General features: G+C 38.8%; 25 protein-coding genes. 11 read left to right on the forward strand and 14 right to left on the reverse strand.

Features of this window, described 5'->3' with window-relative positions:
• Window positions 1–34 precede the first annotated feature (34 nt).
• Window positions 35–1,882, forward strand: coding sequence for a glycoside hydrolase family 13 protein (locus tag JXQ92_RS05305; RefSeq protein ID WP_421985553.1), 1,848 nt, complete (start codon window positions 35–37; stop codon window positions 1,880–1,882).
• On the opposite strand, the gene JXQ92_RS05310 is transcribed toward JXQ92_RS05305, so the two are convergent.
• From JXQ92_RS05310 to JXQ92_RS05350, 9 genes are all read right to left on the reverse strand, one after another.
• Entirely contained in the window at window positions 1,875–4,892 is a 3,018-nt protein-coding gene (locus tag JXQ92_RS05310) for a DNA polymerase III subunit alpha (RefSeq protein WP_421985554.1), read from the reverse strand. The genes JXQ92_RS05305 and JXQ92_RS05310 overlap by 8 nt on opposite strands.
• A gap of 91 nt (window positions 4,893–4,983) precedes the next feature.
• Window positions 4,984–5,616: a hypothetical protein gene (locus JXQ92_RS05315; RefSeq protein ID WP_421985555.1), complete on the reverse strand. Its 633-nt coding sequence runs from the start codon at window positions 5,614–5,616 to the stop codon at window positions 4,984–4,986.
• 7 nt (window positions 5,617–5,623) lie between these two features.
• Window positions 5,624–7,255 (reverse strand): hypothetical protein, encoded by a 1,632-nt coding sequence (locus JXQ92_RS05320; protein ID WP_421985556.1) that lies wholly within the window; start codon window positions 7,253–7,255, stop codon window positions 5,624–5,626.
• 246 nt (window positions 7,256–7,501) lie between these two features.
• Window positions 7,502–7,840: a hypothetical protein gene (locus JXQ92_RS05325; protein WP_421985557.1), complete on the reverse strand. Its 339-nt coding sequence runs from the start codon at window positions 7,838–7,840 to the stop codon at window positions 7,502–7,504.
• Between the two features lie 4 nt (window positions 7,841–7,844).
• Window positions 7,845–8,099 (reverse strand): hypothetical protein, encoded by a 255-nt coding sequence (locus JXQ92_RS05330; protein ID WP_421985558.1) that lies wholly within the window; start codon window positions 8,097–8,099, stop codon window positions 7,845–7,847.
• Window positions 8,100–8,106: 7 nt separating this feature from the next.
• Window positions 8,107–8,787 (reverse strand): TIGR02594 family protein, encoded by a 681-nt coding sequence (locus tag JXQ92_RS05335; protein ID WP_421985559.1) that lies wholly within the window; start codon window positions 8,785–8,787, stop codon window positions 8,107–8,109.
• Between the two features lie 172 nt (window positions 8,788–8,959).
• Window positions 8,960–10,177: a DNA polymerase IV gene (gene dinB / locus JXQ92_RS05340; protein WP_421985560.1), complete on the reverse strand. Its 1,218-nt coding sequence runs from the start codon at window positions 10,175–10,177 to the stop codon at window positions 8,960–8,962.
• A gap of 154 nt (window positions 10,178–10,331) precedes the next feature.
• Complete coding sequence (locus tag JXQ92_RS05345) at window positions 10,332–11,204, reverse strand: zinc-dependent peptidase (protein ID WP_421985561.1); 873 nt, start codon at window positions 11,202–11,204, stop codon at window positions 10,332–10,334.
• Window positions 11,201–11,470 (reverse strand): SemiSWEET family sugar transporter, encoded by a 270-nt coding sequence (locus tag JXQ92_RS05350; RefSeq protein WP_421985562.1) that lies wholly within the window; start codon window positions 11,468–11,470, stop codon window positions 11,201–11,203. The genes JXQ92_RS05345 and JXQ92_RS05350 overlap by 4 nt, the downstream gene beginning before the upstream one ends.
• Before the next feature lie 109 nt (window positions 11,471–11,579).
• Between JXQ92_RS05350 and JXQ92_RS05355 the strand changes: the two genes are divergently transcribed.
• The 3 genes from JXQ92_RS05355 (at window position 11,580) to JXQ92_RS05365 (ending at window position 14,668) form a co-directional block, all read left to right on the forward strand.
• Complete coding sequence (locus JXQ92_RS05355; RefSeq protein WP_421985563.1) at window positions 11,580–12,194, forward strand: DinB family protein; 615 nt, start codon at window positions 11,580–11,582, stop codon at window positions 12,192–12,194.
• Between the two features lie 159 nt (window positions 12,195–12,353).
• Window positions 12,354–13,160: a hypothetical protein gene (locus JXQ92_RS05360; RefSeq protein ID WP_421985564.1), complete on the forward strand. Its 807-nt coding sequence runs from the start codon at window positions 12,354–12,356 to the stop codon at window positions 13,158–13,160.
• A gap of 149 nt (window positions 13,161–13,309) precedes the next feature.
• Window positions 13,310–14,668 carry a peptidoglycan DD-metalloendopeptidase family protein gene (locus tag JXQ92_RS05365; RefSeq protein ID WP_421985565.1) on the forward strand — a complete coding sequence of 453 codons (1,359 nt, stop codon included), beginning with the start codon at window positions 13,310–13,312 and terminating at the stop codon, window positions 14,666–14,668.
• Window position 14,669: 1 nt separating this feature from the next.
• Here the strand turns inward: JXQ92_RS05365 and JXQ92_RS05370 are convergent, their stop codons facing one another.
• Window positions 14,670–15,659, reverse strand: coding sequence for an XdhC family protein (locus tag JXQ92_RS05370; protein ID WP_421985566.1), 990 nt, complete (start codon window positions 15,657–15,659; stop codon window positions 14,670–14,672).
• 26 nt (window positions 15,660–15,685) lie between these two features.
• On the opposite strand from JXQ92_RS05370, the gene moaA reads away from it, so the two are divergent.
• The 7 genes from moaA (at window position 15,686) to JXQ92_RS05405 (ending at window position 21,184) form a co-directional block, all read left to right on the forward strand.
• A complete protein-coding gene (gene moaA, locus JXQ92_RS05375; RefSeq protein ID WP_421985567.1) occupies window positions 15,686–16,699 on the forward strand; it encodes a GTP 3',8-cyclase MoaA in 1,014 nt (337 codons plus the stop codon).
• Window positions 16,700–16,742: 43 nt separating this feature from the next.
• Window positions 16,743–17,231 carry a hypothetical protein gene (locus JXQ92_RS05380; protein ID WP_421985568.1) on the forward strand — a complete coding sequence of 163 codons (489 nt, stop codon included), beginning with the start codon at window positions 16,743–16,745 and terminating at the stop codon, window positions 17,229–17,231.
• A 3-nt stretch (window positions 17,232–17,234) separates the two neighbouring features.
• A complete protein-coding gene (locus JXQ92_RS05385; protein WP_421985569.1) occupies window positions 17,235–18,437 on the forward strand; it encodes a molybdopterin molybdotransferase MoeA in 1,203 nt (400 codons plus the stop codon).
• 7 nt (window positions 18,438–18,444) lie between these two features.
• Window positions 18,445–19,101, forward strand: coding sequence for a hypothetical protein (locus JXQ92_RS05390; RefSeq protein ID WP_421985570.1), 657 nt, complete (start codon window positions 18,445–18,447; stop codon window positions 19,099–19,101).
• A gap of 4 nt (window positions 19,102–19,105) precedes the next feature.
• Entirely contained in the window at window positions 19,106–19,579 is a 474-nt protein-coding gene (moaC, locus tag JXQ92_RS05395; protein WP_421985571.1) for a cyclic pyranopterin monophosphate synthase MoaC, read from the forward strand.
• 107 nt (window positions 19,580–19,686) lie between these two features.
• On the forward strand, window positions 19,687–20,745 hold the full coding sequence (locus tag JXQ92_RS05400) for a WD40/YVTN/BNR-like repeat-containing protein (protein WP_421985572.1): 1,059 nt from the start codon (window positions 19,687–19,689) through the stop codon (window positions 20,743–20,745).
• A gap of 67 nt (window positions 20,746–20,812) precedes the next feature.
• Entirely contained in the window at window positions 20,813–21,184 is a 372-nt protein-coding gene (locus tag JXQ92_RS05405; protein WP_421985573.1) for a VOC family protein, read from the forward strand.
• Between the two features lie 79 nt (window positions 21,185–21,263).
• Here the strand turns inward: JXQ92_RS05405 and sufU are convergent, their stop codons facing one another.
• Genes sufU through JXQ92_RS05425 form a run of 4 tightly spaced genes read right to left on the reverse strand, consistent with a single transcriptional unit; the run spans window position 21,264 to window position 23,581 of the window.
• Window positions 21,264–21,692 carry a Fe-S cluster assembly sulfur transfer protein SufU gene (gene sufU, locus JXQ92_RS05410; protein ID WP_421985574.1) on the reverse strand — a complete coding sequence of 143 codons (429 nt, stop codon included), beginning with the start codon at window positions 21,690–21,692 and terminating at the stop codon, window positions 21,264–21,266.
• Window positions 21,689–22,909 (reverse strand): aminotransferase class V-fold PLP-dependent enzyme, encoded by a 1,221-nt coding sequence (locus tag JXQ92_RS05415; protein ID WP_421985575.1) that lies wholly within the window; start codon window positions 22,907–22,909, stop codon window positions 21,689–21,691. Before JXQ92_RS05415 ends, sufU begins: the two co-directional genes overlap by 4 nt.
• An 11-nt stretch (window positions 22,910–22,920) precedes the next feature.
• Window positions 22,921–23,337 carry a molybdenum cofactor biosynthesis protein MoaE gene (locus tag JXQ92_RS05420; protein WP_421985576.1) on the reverse strand — a complete coding sequence of 139 codons (417 nt, stop codon included), beginning with the start codon at window positions 23,335–23,337 and terminating at the stop codon, window positions 22,921–22,923.
• Between the two features lies 1 nt (window position 23,338).
• Window positions 23,339–23,581 carry a MoaD/ThiS family protein gene (locus tag JXQ92_RS05425; protein ID WP_421985577.1) on the reverse strand — a complete coding sequence of 81 codons (243 nt, stop codon included), beginning with the start codon at window positions 23,579–23,581 and terminating at the stop codon, window positions 23,339–23,341.
• Window positions 23,582–23,593 lie beyond the last annotated feature (12 nt).

Below are 23,593 nucleotides of genomic sequence, written 5' to 3' on the forward strand. Positions count from 1 at the left end.
CGTTTTAGCTTATTATTGACTCATCCATTCTAAAATGAAAAGAACTCTAAGTCTTCTCTTATTCCTAATATTTATTTCGCCGCTCTCTTTCGCACAAGATATCAAGGTTGAACCACCATTTTGGTACGCTCAAATGCCTACTGAAAAACTGCAACTGTCCTTATATGGAGAAGGTTTAGGCAATTGGAGGGCTAGCATTGAAGCGCCCGGAATTACACTTGTAAACCAATTGGCTGGTGATTCTAAGAATTATCTATTCATCAATTTAGAGATTAGCCCTGATGTAAGAGCAAGTAGTATTTCCATTGACCTTAGAAATGGTAGAAAGCATAAAAAGTTGAACTATGAACTGAAGGAAAGGCTAATTGAAGCGAATAAAAATCAAGGCTTTAGTAGCGAAGACGTTATTTATCTGCTTATGCCCGATCGCTTTGCCAATGGTAACCCTGACAATGACACGATCGAAGGTATGCTTGAACCAGCCAGAAGAGACGATCCCAGTGGTAGACACGGTGGAGATTTAAAAGGAGTTCAAGAACAGTTAGACTACATCAAGGAACTGGGCATGACAGCTGTTTGGCTCACTCCTGTTTTCGAAAATGATCAAACCCCAGAATATAAAGGTTATCACGGCTATGCAGCTACCGATATGTACAAGGTAGATCGACGTTTCGGAAGCAATGAAGAGTTTGTGGCGTTTGTTCAGGCCTGTCATGACAAGGGCTTGAAAGTTATAATGGATATGATTCACAATCATATTGGCGATCAGCATTGGTGGATGAAGGATTTACCTTTCAAGAATTGGGTGCACGATCAAAGTGTTTATGGAAATACTTCTTATAGAGGTTCTGTGGCATCCGATCCATATGCTTCAAAATATGATGAAGACAAATTAATTAAAGGTTGGTTTGTGAATGAAATGCCTGATTTAGATCAGCGAAACAATGTTTTAGCGGATTACCTGATTCAAAATACATTGTGGTGGATAGAATACAGCGGTGTAGATGGTATTCGCATGGATACTTACGTTTACCCGTATAAAGAATATATGGCACGATGGGCTAAAGAGGTAATTGAAGCCTATCCAAATTTTAATATTGTAGGTGAATCATGGGTAGAAAACGTGGCTTCTGAGTCATATTGGCAAGAGGATAAAGCGGGTGAAAATGATGGTTACAATTCTTACCTGCCTAGTGTCACAGATTTTCAAATTCATTTTGCTGTAAGAGATGCTTTTAACTCGGATTTTGGTTGGGAAAGCGGCATTATGAAACTCTACTATGCCTTAAGTCAAGACAGACTCTACTCCGACCCTATGAAGAATGTCATCTTCTTAGATAACCACGATATCGGGAGAATCTTTTCCACGTTAGGCGAAAACCCTGACCACCTTAAAATGGCTTATACTTATTTATTAACGACTAGAGGAATTCCTCAAGTTTATTATGGAACTGAACTAGCCTTTAAACAAGGCACTCAGGGTGGTGATGGAGATAAAAGAGCTGACATGCCTGGAGGTTGGGCAAGTGATTCAAGATCTGTTTTCACAAAAGAAGGTAGAACTTCAGCTGAAAACGACATGTTTGATTATGTCAAGAAAATTACGAATTGGCGAAAAACCAGTGATGCTATTCACCATGGAAAACTATTGCACTTCTTACCTACTGATAATGTTTATGTCTACTTCCGGTATACCGATGACGAACGAGTGATGGTGATCTTGAACATGAATGATGAACCGATGACGATCAGCAGAACAAAGCATATCGAGATGCTAAGAGGCTTTTCAAATGCGACAGATGTAATGAATGGTACTGCTTTTGATATCTCTAAGGATTTTCAAGTACCTGCTAAAAGGACTACGGTACTACGGTTTAAGTAGGCTCCACTCCCATTTGAGCATGTCTGGGTTCTTCCGCATAACGTGGATCGTGGATATAAGGTAGTTTACGCATAGCTGTCATTTCTAGGCTCAGGAAATCAAACTCTTCTACAAGTTTGCCTACAAGTTCGTAAATGCCCTTACCTCTAAATGGATATTGTGCTGCTACAGGTGGAAAATGAGTCGTATCTATAAAAAGCCCTTCCCTGTCTATCCAAGTACCAAACTGCATCCTTTTACCATTCGATGTTGTTGTGTTTTTGATATGTACTAGATAGCCAATCATGCGGACGGTTTGGTTTTTATAAGTGGCCATTTCCCTTACTAGAACATTTCTTGGTGGCTCTGCTTTCAGCAAATCGAAAGGATTACACAAAGGAAAGCCTAAGAGGTCTTGCTGATCGAAAGCATCTTCTAAAAGATCATAACTGAGTTCAGGCAGTTCAAAACGTTTCACTTCAGGGTCAAAAAGCATTCGGACTGGGTTCGTTTTTTTGTGGTTACCCAGTTGAAAATGAGCTTCCCACAATAAAGCTTTTTTAGATTGGCCTGTAAAGCGAAAACCACCTATTTTGATTAATAAGCTCAATTGATCTAAGGAGATGCTAACTCGTTTTAAGAAGTTATCGAAACTCATAAAAACACCATTTGCATAGCGTTCTTTCAATATTTCTTCAGCAGTAGACTTTTCCAGATCGCCAATAAAGGCAATGCCCAAGTAAATAGTTTTGCCATAGATAGTACAGAGATATTCGCTCTGATTTACGCAAGGGGCTTGAATATCGGCACCATGCATAAAGGCTTCATGGGCATACAGTTCCATTCTGTAAAAGCCGCCGCCATTATTCATTGTTGCCACCATATATTCTAGTGGGTAATATGCTTTTAAATACAAACTCTGATAGCTTTCTACAGCATATGAAGCCGAGTGTCCTTTGGCAAAAGCATAGCCCGCAAAGCTTTCAATTTGTCGCCAAACTTCAGCTGCTAGTTCAAAGGTGTGGCCTTTTTTGACACAATTTCTAAAGTACTTATCGCGTACTTTTTGAAACTCTTCTCTCGATCGGTATTTGCCAGACATTCCGCGCCTGAGCACATCCGCCTCACCCAAAGTGAGGCCGGCAAAGTAGTGTGCTACTTTGATTACATCCTCCTGATAAACCATAACACCATAAGTTTCGGGCATAATATCTCGGAGGATGGGATGTGCTTCATTTCTCCGATCAGGCTCTCGAAAACGAAGAATATACTGCCGCATCATACCCGATTTGGCCACACCAGGTCGAATTACAGAACTAGCTGCTACAAGGCCTAGATACTCTTCTACCCGAAGTTTTTTGAGCAACATGCGCATAGCGGGTGATTCTACATAAAAGCAACCGATGGCTTTTCCTTCGCGAAGCATAGCCTTTATTTTCTCATCTTTTTTAAGGTTTGCTATATCATGAATATCAATTTTTGGGTCATTTGGATGGTTCCTTTCAATTTCTATTAGGCTATCCTTGATTTTACCTAGGCCCCTCTGGCTAAGAATATCGAACTTATAAAGTCCCACATCTTCTGCGATAACCATATCGAAATGGGTAGTTGGAAAACCTTTTGGTGGAAGGTCAGTAGCGGTATAATAATGTATTGGCTTTTCTGAAATAAGAATACCTCCGGCATGAATACTCAGATGATTAGGAAAACCCTCGATATATTTCCCATAACGCAAAACGAGTTTATGCAGATCGTCTAAATCTTTATAGGGTGCGCGCTGAATATGATCAATTTCATGAGGGGGAATTCCTAGCACCTTCCCTAATTCGCGCACCACAGCCTTAAACTGAAAGGTACTATAAGTGGCTAGAAGGGCTACATTGGGGTAACGATTAAAGATGTATTCTGTAATATCTTCTCTGTCCTTCCAAGAAAAATCTATATCAAAATCGGGCGGATTCTGCCGATATAAATTGATAAAACGCTCGAAATAGAGATCTAACTCAATAGGATCGACATCGGTAATGCGCAACAAGTAAGCTACGACAGAATTGGCACCACTTCCACGACCTACATAGAAATACCCCTTGTTTCGAGCATACTGGCAAATGTCCCAATTGATAAGAAAATAAGACATAAAACCTTGTTGCTTAATCACATCAAGTTCCATTTTGATACGCTTCAAAATGTCTTCAGTAGGATTTTTATAACGATAGGGTAATCCTTCTTCACATAACCGTTCTAGCGTTGCTAGGTCTTCATTAGCATCTTTCCCAAATGCTGATAAATTCTTATTGAGATGTTCTCCATCAAAGTCGAAATGAATACTACAACTCTCCAATAGTTCCTGAGTATTATCAACCATATAAGTATGATTTTGATAAATACTCAACAATTCATCTAAGGGGTAAATAAAGTCACTAACACTTCCCTCTTCTGATTTAGGAAGCATGCTCAACAGCGTATTATTATCGACAGCTCTTAAAAGCCGATGGGCATTAAAGTCCTTTTTAAGCGCGACACGTTCTAGGGAGGATTCGTCCACTTTACTCCTAAACGTGGCAGTTTGCAGCAATACTAACTTTTGCTTATCCAACTGATGTGGTGGATAGATGAGTCGAGGTAAATCCGTAGGCCTAACCCCTACATATTCTAATTTTTTTAGTTTCCAACCAGAGTATTTACTAAAGGGATAAACAACATATGCTTTTTTGAAATCCGGTGCGCTTTCAGGTATCTTTTCTCCACTGTGTAAATAGTGAGATAGGTAATCGTTTAGTTCTTTAAAGCCTTCATTATTTTTGGCTATACCAATGAACAGTTGATCAGCTCCATTTCTAAAATCTATCCCTAAAACAGGTTTAACACCATATTTAGATGCTAAGCGAACAAAATTAATGGCTGCAGGCGTACCATTAATATCAGTAAGAGCAAAACACTTTACACCTGCTCTTTGGAGTTCCTCCAATAAATCTTTGGTATTGAGTGTGCCATACCTAAAGCTGTAATACGTATGAGTATTTAGATACATTCTACTTCTAACTCATCAAGAGTCAGAAGCAAAAATACTAATATTATTAGTTCATCAGTAGAAATACTAAAAATCTACATCATCAAATTGACTAGAACATTTTAACTGATTCCGAACAAGTAAAAAGATCTTTAGAATTACCAATAGCCGCTAAATTTGATTCTACTCTACCAATATCCTTAATAGTATTGCCGATATAATAAGGAACTGTCTTTTTATTGGCTCGAGTACTTCCCCCTCTTCCATGCTTAAAACCTAAATTATGACAATATTCATGAGCCAGGTTTCCAGCTACCTGAGCTCTTAAAAGGTTTTCTTTATTCCCATAATTATTAATCCATTCATCAAGCTTATTTAAGTTGATCCAAGTAGCATGAGTACTTGGAGTTGTATAACCAACAACACCTGGCTTGGTACGATAGGGATGAATCCAGATGTCAATATCCATATCACCATGCACATTCGAATCGGTAGACGATTCTTCCGTAAAACGATCATTTCCACTCATAAACACATTGTAGACCTCAGATCTACTCAATCCATTGCTTTTTCTAAATCGCTTAGGGCGCCTTAAATTCGTTCCCTTTACTTTTGCCTCAAATAAATCGCTGTAATTGATAATTTTCTCAAGTAGTGAAGCGCTTTCCTTCAGAAGCTTAATGTGCGTCTCATCAAAAGACACACCCTCATCGGATTCAATAATTTTCAAATCAACTTTTAACATATCGTTATTAATTAATGGAAAGAGCAGGCTTGAAAAGGAAGTCTAACCCATTCTTCAAAATCATTTTAACCAGCTTGATACCAAGTTTCACCCAACCAATCGGGCCTTTTAATATATCGATGACAATCGGTATGATTTTTCCTAGCACACCAAAAACTTTACTCATTGAATCTAAAAGAGCGTCTACTCTACGCTGATGCTCACTTACATCAGCCGATGAATAGCCATACTCAAGTGTAGCAACAGTATCAAAGTCGATATCGAAATCACTAGTAACTAGGTTATTGGTGGTGATTTTTCTCTTGCTGAAGAAAAAACTAAAAGTCTCAATAGTTTTATTGATCGCTTCACGGATCTCTCGTATTAGGTAACCAACCGCATTTTTCACCTTCTTGAAAAAGGAACTGATCACTTCGATAACCTTTTGTATTCCCGTAGCGATCCACTGCACTGCTCTTTTAAAGAATCCAACCACTTGACGCATAAAACCCTTTGCCTTTCGAACCTTCTTCTTTCTTCGGACAGTTTTTTCACCTAATTGTTCATCAACTAATTGGTCAACACTGGCTAATACCTTATTTCTATCAGCTTCATTTTCTACTTGATCTAATAGATCTTGAAGCTGCGCCGAAACGGCTTTTGTATCAAACTCATCAGCATCAAATCCTGCTTCTACATTAGGGATTCCGATCAGCAGAAGATACTTGTAGTTAATAAGCCAATTACCTCCTTTCATTCGAAAAGCAAACCTTGAAGGAACTACATGCAGTTGCTGATCTGCAGTATTCATTGATTCTATCAAATCATGAAAGTCTTCCAACGCTTCAATCGTTCTCAACTTCATGTCACCATCAATTTTATGACCATACGCACCTAGCAACCAGAGTTTAATCTGTATCAGTCTTACCATAAAGGCATTGAAAGGATGATTTTGAATTACTTTCAAATGCTTTTCAGCCTTATTTGTTAACCAAGGCTTGTCTATCAATTGCTCGCTATAATAGTCCGTGGTGGTACTGGAAATGGAATTGGCATTCTGGACTAATCTCAGACTCTGTTTCATGGCATCTGAATCTCGCTTTAAACTAGATTTGCCATCATAGTCAACGCTTACAATACCTCTAAAGCTTTTATTCCAGGTTCTTCTGGCTGCGACTGAAATCAACTCATCAAAGTCATCAATTAAATTAAATAGCGATTTCCGGCTAGTAACTTGTAAAAACTTGGAGAGCTGGACTAACCCACTTTCTAGTTCAGCATCATAACTACTATTTACCGCTGAAACTAATCCTAGTAAGTGCAGCCTAAAACGCAGTACTCTTACCAGTATAGCATCATTTTTCAATGCTAAAACATGATCACTCAATTTAAATCGGCCTTCTAAGTCACTTAAATTTGCCAAGTCATCAAGCTCAAATTCAGTTAAAGCCTTTGATGTGATTGGCCTATTGGCTTGATAAATTTCTGATTGAATATACTCTGCTCGAAATGCTTTAATCCCCGAATTAATAGCTGTTTTACTCGGTCTTTCTTCGCTACCATCTTTTGAAAAAGAAACGTAGCCGAAATTATCTAGTAAATCGACTGTTTCCTCATCGAAAGATTCTGACAAGTATTTTAATATTTTACTTTCGGACATTTGTGCGCGAGTAAATCAATAATACTATTGTTATTGGAATTTATTTTTTGATAGATATTTCCTTACCTGTTGGTGTTTTGTTTTTAGAAACTGAATCCAGGGATGAGGAGACGACTCTTCCGTCTTATCTACTATTTCACTTTTCTCTCGTACTTCGGTCAGAATTGATTTAGGGTTAACCTGCTGAATATTAACCCTAAACAATCCTTCAAAGCTGAATAACTTCATATAAACCTTCTTAGCTAGCTATTTGAGCCCTACAATGGTATCATAAATTGCTTTTCTGGCGTTTTGGCTATCCTGAACAACTGTTTTGTGATACTCTAAGACATCTGAGTATGCTGGATTATTATTAACAAATGCGACGGTATCTCCATCAATTTCAAACCGAGCATAACCGACTAATTCCTCGTTGGCTAGCGATGCTCTTACGGCGTCAAATACTACTTTACTACTTGCGTTTCCTCCGTCAGTATTAAAGTCCATACTTACTGGAATGTTAGTAGGTGCCGCTTTTGTAAATGTGGCTACTTCTAGTGTTGCAAAATCTGTTACTGCTGCTTCTAATTTTTGTAAAAGTCCCATTGGTTTAATTTTTAATTATTGCTGTTATTAATTTTAATGTTGTTTCTCTTGCTCTGATTGATTGCTTTATTGATGCATGCTGTAATGTTTTAACATCCGGGTTTTCTGGGTTTATGTAAGCAATATGATCTCCCTCTAAATCAATTCTACTATAGGCTCCTATCTCTGCTCCTTCTTCCGTTTTGATGAGTGTAGCTACCTCGGTTGAGCTTAAATCTCGAATTGTATCGCCTAGCACTTTTATAAAATCTAACTTCATGACTGGATTAACTTTGCATTAAAGATTCAATCATATTTTTAGAGCCATTGCCATAGACTCCATCTATTGCTAAGCGATTATTGGATTGAAATAATATGAGGGCATCATGTGTCATTTGACCAAAAGCACCATCGGGGTCTCCACAGTTATAACCTAATTGATTGAGGACTAGCTGAAGTTTTTCTACCTCTTTACCTCGGTCACCTTTTCTCAGCACTGGCGCTGGTAATTCATTGCTGCTATTTTTTTCTAATCGACGAAAACCCAATACTTTTTCGGCACTATAGGCAGCTATAGACACTCTATTGCCTTGATTACCCCCTAAACAGAATACTTTAGAGCCATCAGCGGAATACCCTGTAAAAATAGCCACGTGTCCTTTCCAAGATTGTATGCTTTCTCTCCAAAAAACGACGATATCTCCGGGCTTTGGATTCTTGGTCTTTTTACCAACATGCATCCAAGACCGGGCATTTGCTTTTCCAGTATGCTGATAGTCTAATTGTACACAACAATAATTGATAAATATGCTGCACCATGGCGTTTCATCGTCGTTAATCGATTCAAAACCTGATTCATGGGCATAAGTCAGGATTCTTGCTTCATGTTGATCTCCTTCAATCTCGCTAACACCGAGTTCCTTGAAGGCTAATGCTAGTAGTTTACTCATGGCTATTTTCTTAGCCATTTAAGTTCTTGGTTTTCGGTAAAGATTCAAATACCTATAAGTAGGTATTTCTTTAGTTATTGATTATCCTGTTGAGGCAAGTCTTTCTAATGCCCTACTCTAGAAATAGGGATGAGTATTAATTAAATAAATATAACAATATATTTAAACATGTTAATTTATTAATATATAATTACTGACGTCGATTTGCAAGTAATGGTGGTGGCTCTCCATTGAACGGATTAAAGCGACTAATTGTCTTGGCTTCTATTCCAAAAGCTCTCATCACTTTTCTATCTCCATATTTATCCCTGATCTTATCCATGGCATGGTACAGACTAATTACCTCTTCAGCATCTTCAAATAAGTTAATCTGGTAGCCTCCTTCTACCAAATGACTAAACCTAACCCCTATTAGCCTGACAAGCAGTCGTTTATTATGTAGTTTATTAAACAACTCCATCACTCTAGCAATTAGCACATGGTCTGCAGAAGTATATGGAATTCGAGACTGCAAGGTATAGGTATTAAAATCTGAATAGCGGACTTTCACCGTAACGCAAGCTGTTAGTTTCAAGCCTCTTCGTAGCTGAAATGCTAAATTTTCTGCCATAGCCAATAGTATGGCTTTTAGCTTATGAATATCAATAGTGTCTTTATCGAAAGTACGTTCTGTTGAGATTGATTTACGTTCATTATAAGGTACTACGGCAGAATGATCGATACCATTGGCTTTTTTCCAAATGGAGACGCCGTTTTTTCCCAAAACCTTTTCCATCAATTCTACAGGCATTTCCTGTATTGTCTGAATCTTCTTTACACCTAAGCTAAAAAGTGTCTGTTGGGTTTTTTCTCCCACCATAGGAATTTTGCTCACAGAAAGTGGTGCTAGAAACGGCTTCTCATCACCCTTAGCTATTTTCAATTGATTATCTGGCTTGGCCACACCAGTTGCTACTTTCGATACTGTCTTATTCTTAGACATGCCAAAGGAAATGGGTAGCCCCGTTTCTTTTCTAATTTTTTTCCGAAGCTCTGTGCCCATCTGATAGCTACTGAAAAACTTATCCAAGCCTGTCAAATCAGCATAAAACTCATCTATTGAAGTCTTTTCATATAAGGGAACTGTTTCTTTTATAATAGCCGTAACATCTTCAGAGTATTTAGAATAGGTGCCCGAATTTCCTCTAATCTGTATAGCCTCAGGACAAAGTTCTTTGGCCTTTTTCATGGGCATGGCAGAGTGAACTCCATAAGCTCTAGCTTCATAGCTACATGCGGCCACTACACCTCGGTCCGTTACTCCACCAATCAGCACAGGCTTTCCTTCCAAACGGTTATCTAACAATCGTTCTACCGATACAAAAAATGTATCTAAGTCCATATGCATAATTGTACTATCTGTAGACATCAGCACACAGGTTAATAGTATCAATAAGATCAATTGATGTGGCGCACCTAGATAAAGCTAGGTGTCTGGATAATTTCAGCATGTTCGGTTCAGTGATTAGACTACAAATTAGCTAATATTTTTAGTTAACTAAAAATATTAGCTAATTATGATTTCACTTTCCAAGGCAACAGTGTTTATACTTATTATCACTTCCGCATGGGCAAGGGCTATTTCTGCTTAAGGGCTTAGCCTTAATTTCTTTTGCACTTAGTGTATGTGTCATTTTTTGATTGAAGAACATCGATAACATCATATATAATTCAGGGTGTTTATCTTCAAGAAGATGCGGCCTTTCAAAGAAATACTCTCCTGCTACGGCAAAGAATTCCTTTCCATTTAAGCCTCCATACCCTCTAATACCCGATTCACCAGCGTGGATTTTACTCATTTCAACCCTAACTAGGTCAATCCAAGGCATAATGTGTTCATCGGTCATGAAAGACACGGGCACACCATCAATAACTCCATCTTCTTTATCATAGAGATGGATAAATTCGTGAATACCTACGTTTTGTTTGTCCTGTGTATTATCAAACCCGGCGTGCAAGGCAGGTTTTGAAAGAATCATTTTCCCTTCCATGGCTCCGGATCCCACCATCCCAACGATCAGTTCTTTAGGATTTTCAAAATTGAAATTTTGATCAAATGCTGAGGGGTAAATAATTACTTCATCTAGGTAGCCATACTCCCATCCCTTAAAACCAAACAAGGGAATTACTGCACTGGCAGCTACCAAAAGGCGATCGGCTATAGTAATTTCAACTTGAACACCATTTACAGGAACATTTCTTAGAAATCTTCCAACTTGTTCAAGAAAGTCTTGCTGGCCAACTTCATTTAGTTCTCTAAAAAAACGAACCCTCTGAACAAGTATTCCATGCCAGTTAGGTGGAATTACTAACGGTTTCTGATTCCTAATGTATTTTTTCACAAAAGGAAAAGCTACTAAAGCCCCAGTACCAATAAGAATATAGACTACAATCACTTTTTAGGTTCCACTTTAAAAGTCAATTTAAAATAGATGAGCAGTGCGCTGAGCACAAAAATGATGGAGTTGGCTATAATAACAGGAAGTAGGTTAAGAGAAATGGCATAGATTAACCATACCACAGTACTAGTAATTACAATCAGTAGCATGTTCATACTCAAATCGCCTACGCTCTTGGTTTTCCATGCCTGAAGCACCTGAGGGATAAAGGTTATACTACTTAAAAGCGCACCGATATGCCCCATTATTTCAGTCCATTCCATATTTCTTCTGTTTAGTTGTCCCTTTTTTCTTATTGAAACGTGATAGGGTTGAATGTTATAAAAGTAACTTTAAACAAATAATTTTTCCAAAGCACTAATTTTTTTAACCATGAAACGATTTTCAACAATTCTAATGTCAATGCTACTGATTGGTGGTATGACATTACAAGCACAAACAGAGATTTCTAAAGAAGAAAAAGCTGTAGTGATCAAATACCTGAAGGAAACTCAAAACGATATGATAAAAGTTTTGAAAGGTCTTTCTGAAGCACAGCTAAATTTTAAACCAGATGCAGGAAGCTGGTCAGTAGCAGAGTGTTTAAAACACATCACCATATCGGAATCTGCCCTATGGGGAAATTTTGTGACTGGAGCAATGGCTACAGCTGCAGACCCTTCAAGGCGTGGAGAAGTTCAGATGACGGATGATCAGATTATGGGACTTATTGAAAGCAGGGAGCAAAAAGTAAAAACCTTCCCTCCTTTTGAACCAAACAACAAACCAGAATCTGTTAAGGATGTACTTAAAGAGTTTAAATCCTTAAGAGCTGAGCACATTAAGTTTGTAAAGAAAACGAATGCTGACTTGAGAAACCACTATGGAACGCTTCCATTTGGCACTGTAGACACTTACCAAGCTATTTTATTTATGGCTGGCCATACCAAAAGACATACCGACCAAATGAAAGAAGTAATGGCAAACGCATCATTTCCTAAGCAATAATTCACATTGATTTTCACTTAAAAGCCTAGCTTCATTATCTTGAGGTTAGGCTTTTCTTTGATTTATAGAGTTTTTCTCCTTATAAATGGGCTTCGGTAGCTCCTTAACTCATATTATTTTGTCAAGTTCCTTATATTCGCATCCTAATACTTTTTAAACATGCGACTTGGGCAACTTTCAAGACAACTTAACATCTCAGCCGATCAGATTGTAGCGGTACTTCATGACAATTTCCGCGAAGTAAACAACCATCCCAATATCAAGATAACTGAGGAAGAACTTGAGTTTTTGAATGATCGTTTTGCTCCAAAAGAAACTGCTGAACCGGTTCCAGAAGTAGTAGAAACTACAGAGGAAGAAGTTATTGAAAAAGTTGTCGCAGAAGAGCCACAGGAAGTTTTAGAAACCACAGCAGAGGCTCCAGAATTTATAGAAACACTTCGTCCGCAGGTAATAAGTCTAGAAGAAGAATTTCTGGCACAAACAGAATCACTAGAAACGTATAAAGCTGAAAAACCTCATTTAGAAGGCTTAAAAGTAGTTGGGAAGATAGATTTACCAGAACCTGTTGTAAAGGAAAAAGAAGAAAAGCCTGAAGAAAAACCTACGCGTAAGCCTAGAGCAGATCGATCTACCAGACAGCGAAAACAACGTACAGATCGGCAACAAAACTCTTTGGTTGAAGAACGTAAGAAGGCCAAACGACTTGCCATAAAAAAGAAATTCGAGGAGGAAGAACGTCTAAAACAACTCAAGAAAAAGCATTACGAAGAAAACGTAAAGGCTAAGATTAAACCGCCCGTTTCTAAAAAGAAGAAAAGTAAAACAGCAGCAACAACCACTGAACCTGCCGTTCCGTATAGCGACAAGCCTAAAACTTCAGCAGCAGCTAATCCAAAAATGAAGAAGGATAAGAATCCGATAAAGCGTTTTTGGCTATGGCTCAATGGCGCATACGATAACTGATCAGACAACACTTTCTTTTTCTTCATGATTAATATAAACGAAGACATAAAATAACACCTTGCTTTTTCGTTGACTAGAAGTAAATGAAACCTGACACCTCGTTTAGGAGTTAGTTATCACGGGTCAAAATATCAACTGAAATCAACAATATGCTGCAACGTACCACCACTGCGTGCTTGTGCCTAGCTATTTTCTTAGTGCTAGGCTGTGAAAATGAAAAAGTTCCTATTCCATTTAAACCAAGAAACGATCACGAAGCTTATGAACATGCTTTGGAAGAAGCCAACTTGCTTTCAACAGCACTAGGCGCAGATTGGAAAAAAGGTGCAAAAACATCTTTAGAATCCCCTATTAAAATTACTTCTCCCTTTGAAGAAGCTATTTATGTTGACGATAAAGAGGCCGTAGCCATTGGCTATCAGTTCAATGCAAAACGTGGCCAGAAAGTACAGGTCAATGTGGAAAAACTCTCTTTAAATGATGCTAAGACCTTTGTAGACTTGTTTCGCATTGATGAACATAACAAACTTCATCATGTAGCGACAGCTGATAGTGAGGAGCTTTTATTAGGCTTTGAACCAAGACGAGATGCCACATATGTTTTGCGGTTTCAACCTGAATTATTGAGAGGTGGCGAATATAAAATCACCATTCAAAATGTACCAACGCTTCAGTTTCCTGTAGCCGGCAAAACCGATAGAGCAATTGGTAGTTTTTGGGGCGCCGATAGAGATGGCGGTAGAAGAAAACATGAGGGTGTAGATATTTTTGCCCCTAGGGGCACGCCAATTATTGCCCCAACTGATGGTTATGTACGCACAGCAGGCAAACGCGGTATTGGTGGAAATGTAGTTTGGCTTTATGACTCAAAACGCTCTCAAAGCCTATATTTTGCTCATTTGAATAAAATTCTTGTAAAGAAAGGTGACAGAATAAAGCTTGGAGATACCCTGGGTACTGTTGGCAATACAGGAAATGCCAGAACGACACCCCCGCACCTTCACTTTGGTATCTATAAGAATGGAGCAACAGACCCAATCAATCATTTAAGAGCTGCTGGTAATCGCTTAAAACCCGTCACTGGTGATTTATCTATGCTTGGTCAAGAAGTAAGAATTAATAGATCCACAAGCATGTCGGTAGATGCTAATGGCAAACAAACCGTAAGCATAACTAAAAACCAGATTGCTCGCACAATTGGAACCACAGCTACACAATTTAGAATTGAATTGCCGAATGGTCAGGAAGGTTATGTAAGGAAAAGTGTAATTAGCGGCCTAGATAGATCGCTAGAAAGACTTTACGCCAGTTCGGATGGTACACTTCTAAAAAGTCCTGATAGAAGAGCATTCCTAGCCGATGTAGAACCAAATGATCAGTTGTATATTTTAGGAAAGAATAGAGACTTTTGGCTTGTTGAAAACGATGCTGGACAAAAAGGCTGGATTACCAATAATTACAAGAATCAAGGTCGATCTAGAAGAAGCTATTCAGACGAACCTCGTTAAATCAATTCACTCCATTCTTAACTTTCACTACTTCGGCGATTACGCTTAATGCTATCTCTTTCGCAGACATAGCTCCTATATTCAGTCCGATAGGTCCTTTTACGCGACTGATCTCTTCATCAGTGAATCCATAAGATTTGAGCCTATCAATTCGTTTGGCCTGTGTTTTTCGACTACCCAATGCTCCAATATAGCGTACGTTCGATGGCAGTAAAATCTTTAAAGCCTCATCGTCAATTTTAGGATCATGTGATAAAATGACGGCATAGGTCTCTTGATCGAGCGCATAACTATTCAAAACTTCTTGTGGCCAATTAACATGTAAAGTATCAGGAGGCGTTTTAAAGTCTGTTTTATGAGCGAAAGTGTCCCGCGGATCAATTACGATCGTTTCAAAATCATACAAATTGGCTAAGCCGATCAATTCCGCTGTTATATGGGCCGAACCAATCAATATCATCTTATTCTTTGGCGGGAATGAATGGACAAAGTATTCTGTTTCAGCTAGAGATAACAAGGCATTAGATCGCATATCATAAGCCTCAATGACCTTAGCATAAAGCGAATTATCAGCAGAAATTTCATCTAAAAGGAATCTATCACCATTAGAAAGATCAGTGACTACCGCTATACCTTTATTAGACGCTAGTGCATTAGTTAGTCTGTTCCATAGATCAGCACTATAAAACGGTGTAATATGTACCCATACTTCACCCCCACAACTTAAGCCCACTTCCCAAGCATCTTCATTAGCAATACCAAATTTCACTAGTTCAGACTTTCCAGTCTCAATAACCTTCAAAGCCTTGGTTACCACAGCATTTTCAACGCAGCCACCACTAACTGAGCCAATCATTTGTCCTGACTTAGTTACGACTAAACATGAACCAGCTTGCCTAGGAGAACTTCTCCAAGTCTTTACTACCGTTGCCATAGCGAATTCTTCCTTCTCTGCTACCAGTTGCTTTATTCTTGTAAGAATGTCTAACATAATGTCTCCTTTGCCAGTATATTTGAATGGTTAACAAATATACCCTCAATTTGCTTTTCGATAATCACGGTAGACAACTGAATTATTTGCGCCTTGCAGTGACTGACAGGTGTAATCTCAGATGCTTTTACTGCATGCCAGAAGAGGGACTCAATTTCAGTAAGAAATCACAAATCCTCACGTATGAGGAAATGGAAAGACTCATTGGCATTTTGGCTAAGCTGGGTATTTCTAAAATTCGTATTACTGGAGGTGAACCCTTCGTAAGAAAGGACCTTGTTCCTTTCATGAAAACGGTATCGGAAATTGATGGCATTGATCGATTGAGCATCACCACCAATGGCACAGGTCCACTTAAGCAGATAGAAGACTTAAAAACAATGGGCATTCATGCCGTTAACTTAAGTCTCGACTGTCTCGATCGTGAACGTTTCCATAAGATTACCCGAAGAGATGAGTTTGAGCAGGTGATGAGCTATTACAAGGCCTTGCTTGAAGCCGGTATTAATACCAAAATCAACGCGGTAGTGATGCAAGAGCATAACCTGGATGATATCATACCGATGTGTGAACTCACTCAGCAGGACAATGTAAGTGTTCGTTTTATTGAAGAAATGCCCTTCAACGGTGGTAGCAAAGGTTACACACCCATTGAGTGGAATCACAATAAGATATTAGCACATATTAAGAAGGCTTTTCCAAACCTAATTAAGCTTACTGACGAGAAAAACTCTACTTCTTATAACTATCAGATTCCTGGAGCGAAAGGAAGCATTGGCATCATTCCAAGTTATACACGTACTATTTGTGGCACTTGTGATCGCATCAGATTGACCCCTAAAGGCGAGTTAAAGACTTGCTTGTACCAAAATGGAAGCTTTAGCTTCAGAGACTTTATGCGAGATGGAGCCACCGATCAAGAAATCGAAAACAAGTTCAAGGAGCTATTCAATCAGCGAGCCAAAGATGGTTTTGAAGCAGAAAAGCAGAAGTCATCAGAATCTAGCTCCTTCGAGTCTATGGCCACAATTGGAGGGTAAATAATCAGAAGCCATGGTCGAAGCAACGGGTTTAATAAAATTCATGAGACGAACTAAGGCTAACACTGGTTTAACTCACTATGTCAGGTCGAAATGGATTAAAGAGCTTTTCAAAAATTATTCTAGCCGTCAAGAAGTTCATGTCTGGTTTAAACAAGAACAAGGTAGCAGAATGGGAGTCTATAATCCAGGTGGGGGTGGCGTAAGAATTAAAGGTAGTTCAAGTGAATTACTTGGTTTCAGGGTATTGTTATCAATTAGTTATTCGGCTGCACTCAATCGATCTACTCTCAGCATCTATCCATCAACATTAGGTTCTGTAAAAGAGGTTAAGTCTTTCACAATCAATGAAGGGTTCTTGCTAATAAGGGAATGGCTCCAATTAAGTAGACCTGAAACTTGGTTTGAAGGTAATAGATACTTTCAGGTTGGATTAAACGAATCTCTATCCCAATACTCCATTTTTGAAATTCACAATAACAGAATAATAAAAAAGGACGTAGTCCCTATAAAGATTCCAATTACTGATTAAATAATGATTTCATACGAAGAAGCCCTCGACATAATCTCAAAACACCCTTTTAGTCCAAACACCGAAAAACGTGCTTTATCGGATGCTAGCAGCTATATATTGAACGAGTCACTCTATGCTGATAGAGACTTTCCTCCCTTCGACAGGGTGACTATGGATGGTATTTCTATCAATTATGAGTCATATCAGAATGGGCAACGACAATTTGAGATAGAAAAGACAATTGGTGCAGGTATGCCACAAGCAAGCCTTGAAGACAATTCAAAATGCGTGCAAATAATGACTGGTGCCATGCTACCCTTAAATGCGGATACTGTCATCCGCTATGAGGATATCACTATTGAAGAAGACCTAGCGACAGTCAATATCGACACCATTAAATTCAAGCAAAACGTCCACTTTAAAGGAGAAGACAAAAAACAGGGCGAACTAGTCTTGTCAAAAGGTACGGTTTTAGGTGCTCCCGAAATGATCATTGCCGCTTCTATTGGCAAACCGACTTTAGAAGTTTTACTTCCTCCAAAAGCCGCGATTATTACTACTGGAGATGAGCTTGTTGGGATAGATGAAACACCGCTAGATCATCAGATTAGAAGGTCAAGTAATTATGGCGTTCACGACCTTTTGAAGACTTGGAATATCAACGCCAAACAACATCACCTTAAAGATGATAAGAAATTGATGAAGAGTGAGTTATCATCAATTATAGAAACTGTTGATTTATTAGTGCTTACGGGAGGCGTTTCTCGCGGTAAGTTCGATTTTCTACCAGAAGTATTAGAGGAACTCGGTGTTGTAAAACTCTTCCATAAAGTGAAACAAAGACCTGGAAAACCGTTTTGGTTTGGTACTACGCCAAATGGTACTACAGTTTTCGCATTACCCGGAAATCCCGTTTCGACTTTTGCCTGCGCCAACATCTACATTAGACATTGGCTGGAGCTTTCATTAGGTATTCGGAGAAAACCAATCTATGTAAAATTGAATCAGGTTATTGATTTTCCGCCACCACTCACCTATTTCTTAGAATGTAGTGTACAATCAAATGAATTGGGAGAACTAGAAGCTACCCCAATTCGTGGTCACGGTTCAGGGGATTTTGCCAATATGAGTCAAGCCAATGGCTTTGTTATATTACCGAGCGACAAGAATAGCTTTAAAAAAGGAGAAGTTTATCCTTATGTCCAATACAGAAAGACCATATAAAAAATTCATGCACAATTTGAGCGCTACACAGCTCGAATACCTTCTCTGGGGAATAAAACCGTTAAATTCAGTGGTTAGAAATATAGAAGAACTCCTAGTTTCCAATCATTTGAGATTAACGCAAGAAGAGAATTACAAAAAACGCTTAATAGAACCTGATGCGAAATTTAACGGAGCAACAATCCACAGTGCCCATAAATTGATAATTCAAATTGTAAAGGCTCATAAGGAAGAAAACAGTAACATTGAAACACTTCTATTGCCTCCCCTAACTCCATTATATTTGATTGATCTGATCTATAAAGCCAATTCAAAGAAATTCTCTTTATTCAAAAAGAATTTTGTGATCAACCCCTTGTTAGAGAATGGATACTTAAGACTGGATAATTTCGGACTTGTTAGAAGAACCTCAGAAGCTAAAGAACACTTGAACTCAGTAAAGCGAAGTCTTGGAAATTTTGGCGAGATTAAGTCGAGTGACTTTATGGCTATAAAAAAGATTACTTTCGGCCATACCATGATTATACCACAGTTCAAATCAAAAGAAGGTTTAGAACTAAGAAAAACAATAAAAGAGACAAATAAGAATAGCTTTTGGGGTACACTCTTTAATCAGGAGGATCAATTTTATCAAGATGGACATGGTCTTGGTGGAGAATATTAAAACTATGACGAAAAAATTCACCCATATAGATGAAGAGTCACCCTCAATGGTAGATGTTGGTGATAAAAACACGACTAAGCGCACGGCTATTGCTCAAGCCCTAGTTCAGCTACCTGAAGAAATGAAGGCATATATAAATGACGGGGAGATCAAGACCTTGAAAGGTCCTGTCTTTCAAACCGCCATAATTGCTGGAATTCAGGGGGCCAAAAGGACTTCAGAATTAATTCCTTTATGTCATCAACTGAATTTGAATAAAGTAGATATTCAAATCAGTGTGAATGATGAATTGGAAGTGAAAATTATATCCGAAGCACGCTGTTCTGGTAAAACAGGTGTAGAAATGGAAGCACTAACAGGGGCTTCAGTTGCCGCATTAACGGTTTATGATATGTGTAAGGCTTTTTCTCACCATATAGTAATTAAGGAAACTAAATTGCTTAAGAAAACTGGCGGAAAATCGGATTATCAATCTTAATGACCACCGTTATTCTGAATAAGGCATAGCGCAATGAAGAACCTGTCCTTTGAATTGATAAGATTCTTCGCTTCACATGTTCCGCTCAGAATGACGAAAAAGACAGCATGAAACTAGTAGCAGGCACAGATAAAGGGCTAATCATTTACGAGCAAATCCAAGGTGAATGGAAATTAACTGACATTCAATTTATCGGCATGCCCATTGGTGCTTTTCATGAAGATACAACGAGCGTATGGTGGGTAGCGATAAACCACAAGCATTGGGGTCCCAAAGTCTATAAGTCCCAAAACCAAGGCGAGAATTTCGTCGAAGTCAAAGCACCAAGATTTGGTAATGAAAGCCCATTTACGCTTAAATCAATCTGGAAAATTGAGAGCCAGTCTATTGGCCCGATCAAGAGAATATATATTGGAACTGAGCCAGCGGCATTGTTTCTATCGGACGACGAGGGTGATTCGTTTAATGAACTTTCCGGCCTGTCACAACATAAAAGCAGGTCAACTTGGCAAGGCGGTGGAAAAGGTAGCAATAGTCCTTTTCTGCATACACTAGTAACCCACCCAGACAATAGCAATGAATTAATAGTAGGTATTAGCTGTGCTGGTGTATTCAGATCAAACAATCTGGGTAATGATTGGAAATCCAGTAACAAAGGCCTTAAATCTTTCTTTTTACCTGATTCTGAGACCGAAATAGGTCACGATCCACACATTATGTTGAGGCATCCAAAAGATGGGAATGTTATTTGGCAACAAAACCACTGTGGCATCTATAGATCTGAGGATAATGGCAACTCATGGACAGATATTTCGGATTCTTCTGGAGAGGCAGTTTATGGCTTTGCCTTAGTGATAGACGAAGATGACGTCAATACAGCTTGGGTCATTCCGGCACAATCTGACAGTCTCAGATATCCCATTAAAAATAAGTTAGCCGTTTACAAAACCACCAATGCCGGTAAATCATGGAATGCACAAAGAAATGGTCTTCCTCAAGAAGCGGCCTTCGATCTAGTATTAAGAGCAGGTTTCAGTAAAAAGGACTCAAAAATGGCTTTTGGTACTAACAATGGGAATCTCTATCTCTCTGAAGATGAAGGAGAGCACTGGCAAACCTTAAGTCAGAGTTTGAGCGCGGTTAGAACCGTGAACTTTGTTGACTAAGCCCGCATTTGATTGGAATTCAGCATCTTTTTAGACAACTTCCTATCACTTTTTAAACTTTATGCACATGAAACTAGGAGCATTTTCAATCAGCTTGGCCGTAAAAGACATTCATACCTCGAAAGCTTTTTACGAGAAATTAGGTTTTAGTGTATTTGCAGGTGACATCGAGAGAAATTACCTCATTATGAAGAATGGAGACTCCATAGTGGGGCTTTTTCAGGGTATGTTCGAAAAGAATATCATGACTTTTAACCCGGGTTGGGACCAAAATGCCCAAACACTTGATTCTTTTGATGATGTAAGAGCAATACAAGAGCACTTGAAGCAAAACAATATCGCATTGGAACAAGAAGCTGATGCTAACACTTCTGGCCCTGCCTCTGTAGTCTTAACTGATCCTGATGGCAATCACATTCTGATTGATCAGCACGTTTAGGTTCGACATACTGAACGCAGTGAAGCATCTAAGGAAGAAGGATGAATAAGAGATTCTTCGCTTCGTTCAGAAGCCAAGGTTAAACCATTTTTTGTATTTCACTCCAACTCAACGTAGCACAAGTTTTACGTTCCGGAAATTCTCGCGCTGCAGCAAAAGCGAGTAAATCCTCATCTTCAGTTAGCGATTCTGGGCTTTGATCGGAATCTTCATTCACCAATTCAAAAAAAGCATCAATCATAGGTTTAATATCCGCAAGCGTATTCCCTTCTATCAGTTTTGTTAATACAACTGTAGATGCTTTGGAAATGGCACAGCCAAATCCTTCAAAACTTGCTTTCTGAATCGTGTTATTAAGAATTTTAAGGTAAAGGGTGTATTTATCACCACACATGGGGTTGTAAGCTTCCAATACATGGGTAGCATCTGCCAATTTGCCCATTCGACTTTCATCTTTGGCATTAGCCAAAATATGGGTTTGATAGAGCGCCTTTATTCTATCATTCATGATACAAACTCCTTGATTTCTATCAATGCTTGAACGAGTGTGTCGACATCTTCTTTTGTATTATAAATCGCGAAAGATATTCTTGCGGTTGCTGGTTGTTTCATACGCTTCATAAGTGGCTGCGCACAATGGTGACCTGCTCTAATACATATTCCTTTTTCATTTAAAAAGGTACTTAAATCGTGGGCATGAACGCCTTCCATTACAAAAGAAAGTACTGGTGCGCGATCGACAACGTTTCCTACAATTTGTATACCGTCTAAACCGCCAACTTTTTCTAAGGCGTAATTCGTGAGCATATGGGTATGTTTTCCAATCTGATCGTAACCAATTTCATTAATAAAATCGATCGATGCGCCTAGCCCTATTACTCCTGCAATATTGGGAGTACCTCCTTCATGTTTGGTCGGTGAATCCTGAAATGAACTTTCTTTAAAACCAACTTCTTTAACGATTCCCCCGCCTAAACTCATTGGCGGCATAGCTTCTAATAGCCCTTTCTTTCCATAGAGCGCTCCTACGCCTGTTGGGCCATATAGTTTATGACCTGAGAATGCCAAGAAGTCGCAACCCAAATCAGTTACATCAATCGGATCATGGGATAAGCTTTGAGCAGCATCTACAAAAACCGGAATTTGCTTGGCCTTGGCTCGGTTTACGATGGCTTTCAAGTCGTTCTTGACACCCAAAGCATTCGAAATTCCTGTTATAGCCACCAGCTTAACCTTATCATTCAAAAGTGCTTCGTAGGCCTCATAGTCCAAGTTACCGGTGTCTTTCATGGGAATCACCTTGATTGAAGCCCCTTTCTCATTACATACGCGTTGCCAGGCGAGAATATTAGCATGATGCTCCATTTCGGAAACAATTACTTCGTCTCCAGCTTCAAGTCTAGGTCTTAAATAAGCATTAGCCAGCTTGTTAATGCCATCTGTTGTACCGAAAGTAAAAACAATTTCATCTGCGTGTTGGGCATTTATCAATTGCTTCACTTTGTGTCGTACTTGATCGAATTGCTTTGTAGTATTATAGGCAGGCCAATAAGAGGCTCTACCTACCGTTCCGTAGTCATTTGCGTAAAAATTTGTAATGCTATCGATTACTGCTTGTGGTTTGTGACATGTGGCAGCATTATCTAAATAAACTAGCCTGTGGCCATGAGGTGTGGCCTGTTTGAAGATTGGAAATTGCGCTTTGATCGTACCTATACTAGTCATATGAAATAAAATTATGGGTGTGCTGAAACCCAGACTTCACCATCTTCAAATACTTCTTTTTTCCAAATTGGAACCGTTTCTTTTAATGTATCTATAGCATATTGACAAGCCTCGAAGGCTTCTTTTCTGTGCGCTGAAGAACAAGCAATTACTACTGCCTCTTCTTCAATTTGCACCAATCCAGTACGATGATGAATGACCATTTGATGCAAATACCATTTCTTGATAGCATAGTCAGCAATTTTTTGCATTTCTTTTAGCGCCATCTTTTCATAGGCTTCAAACTCTAAATGTTTTACTGTCTTGCCTTTCGTCTGATCTCTAACTGTTCCAACAAATACCACGATACCTCCAGCTCCAGGGTATGTTACTGCATCCGTACATGCTTTGGTGTCTAATTTATGTTCAGTTATGAATATATTTTCCATTTCAACCACCGCTTACTGGCGGAATTAGTACCACCTCGTCTCCTACTTTCAATTCATAATCATCATTTACATAATCGGCATTTACTGCAAACTTTAAGGAGGATAGTTTCTCGAAATCCGGGTACTTTTCAGTAAGTAAAGCCCTCATTCCGCCAACAGTATGATTATCAATCAAAAGAATTGATACTTGCTTTCCTTTTAAGATGTCTTTGGCAATTCCGAATGCCGTTACTTCTATATTCATGCCTATGATAGA

It is taken from the genome of Roseivirga sp., assembly GCF_049099775.1.
Lineage (GTDB): Bacteria > Bacteroidota > Bacteroidia > Cytophagales > Cyclobacteriaceae > Roseivirga.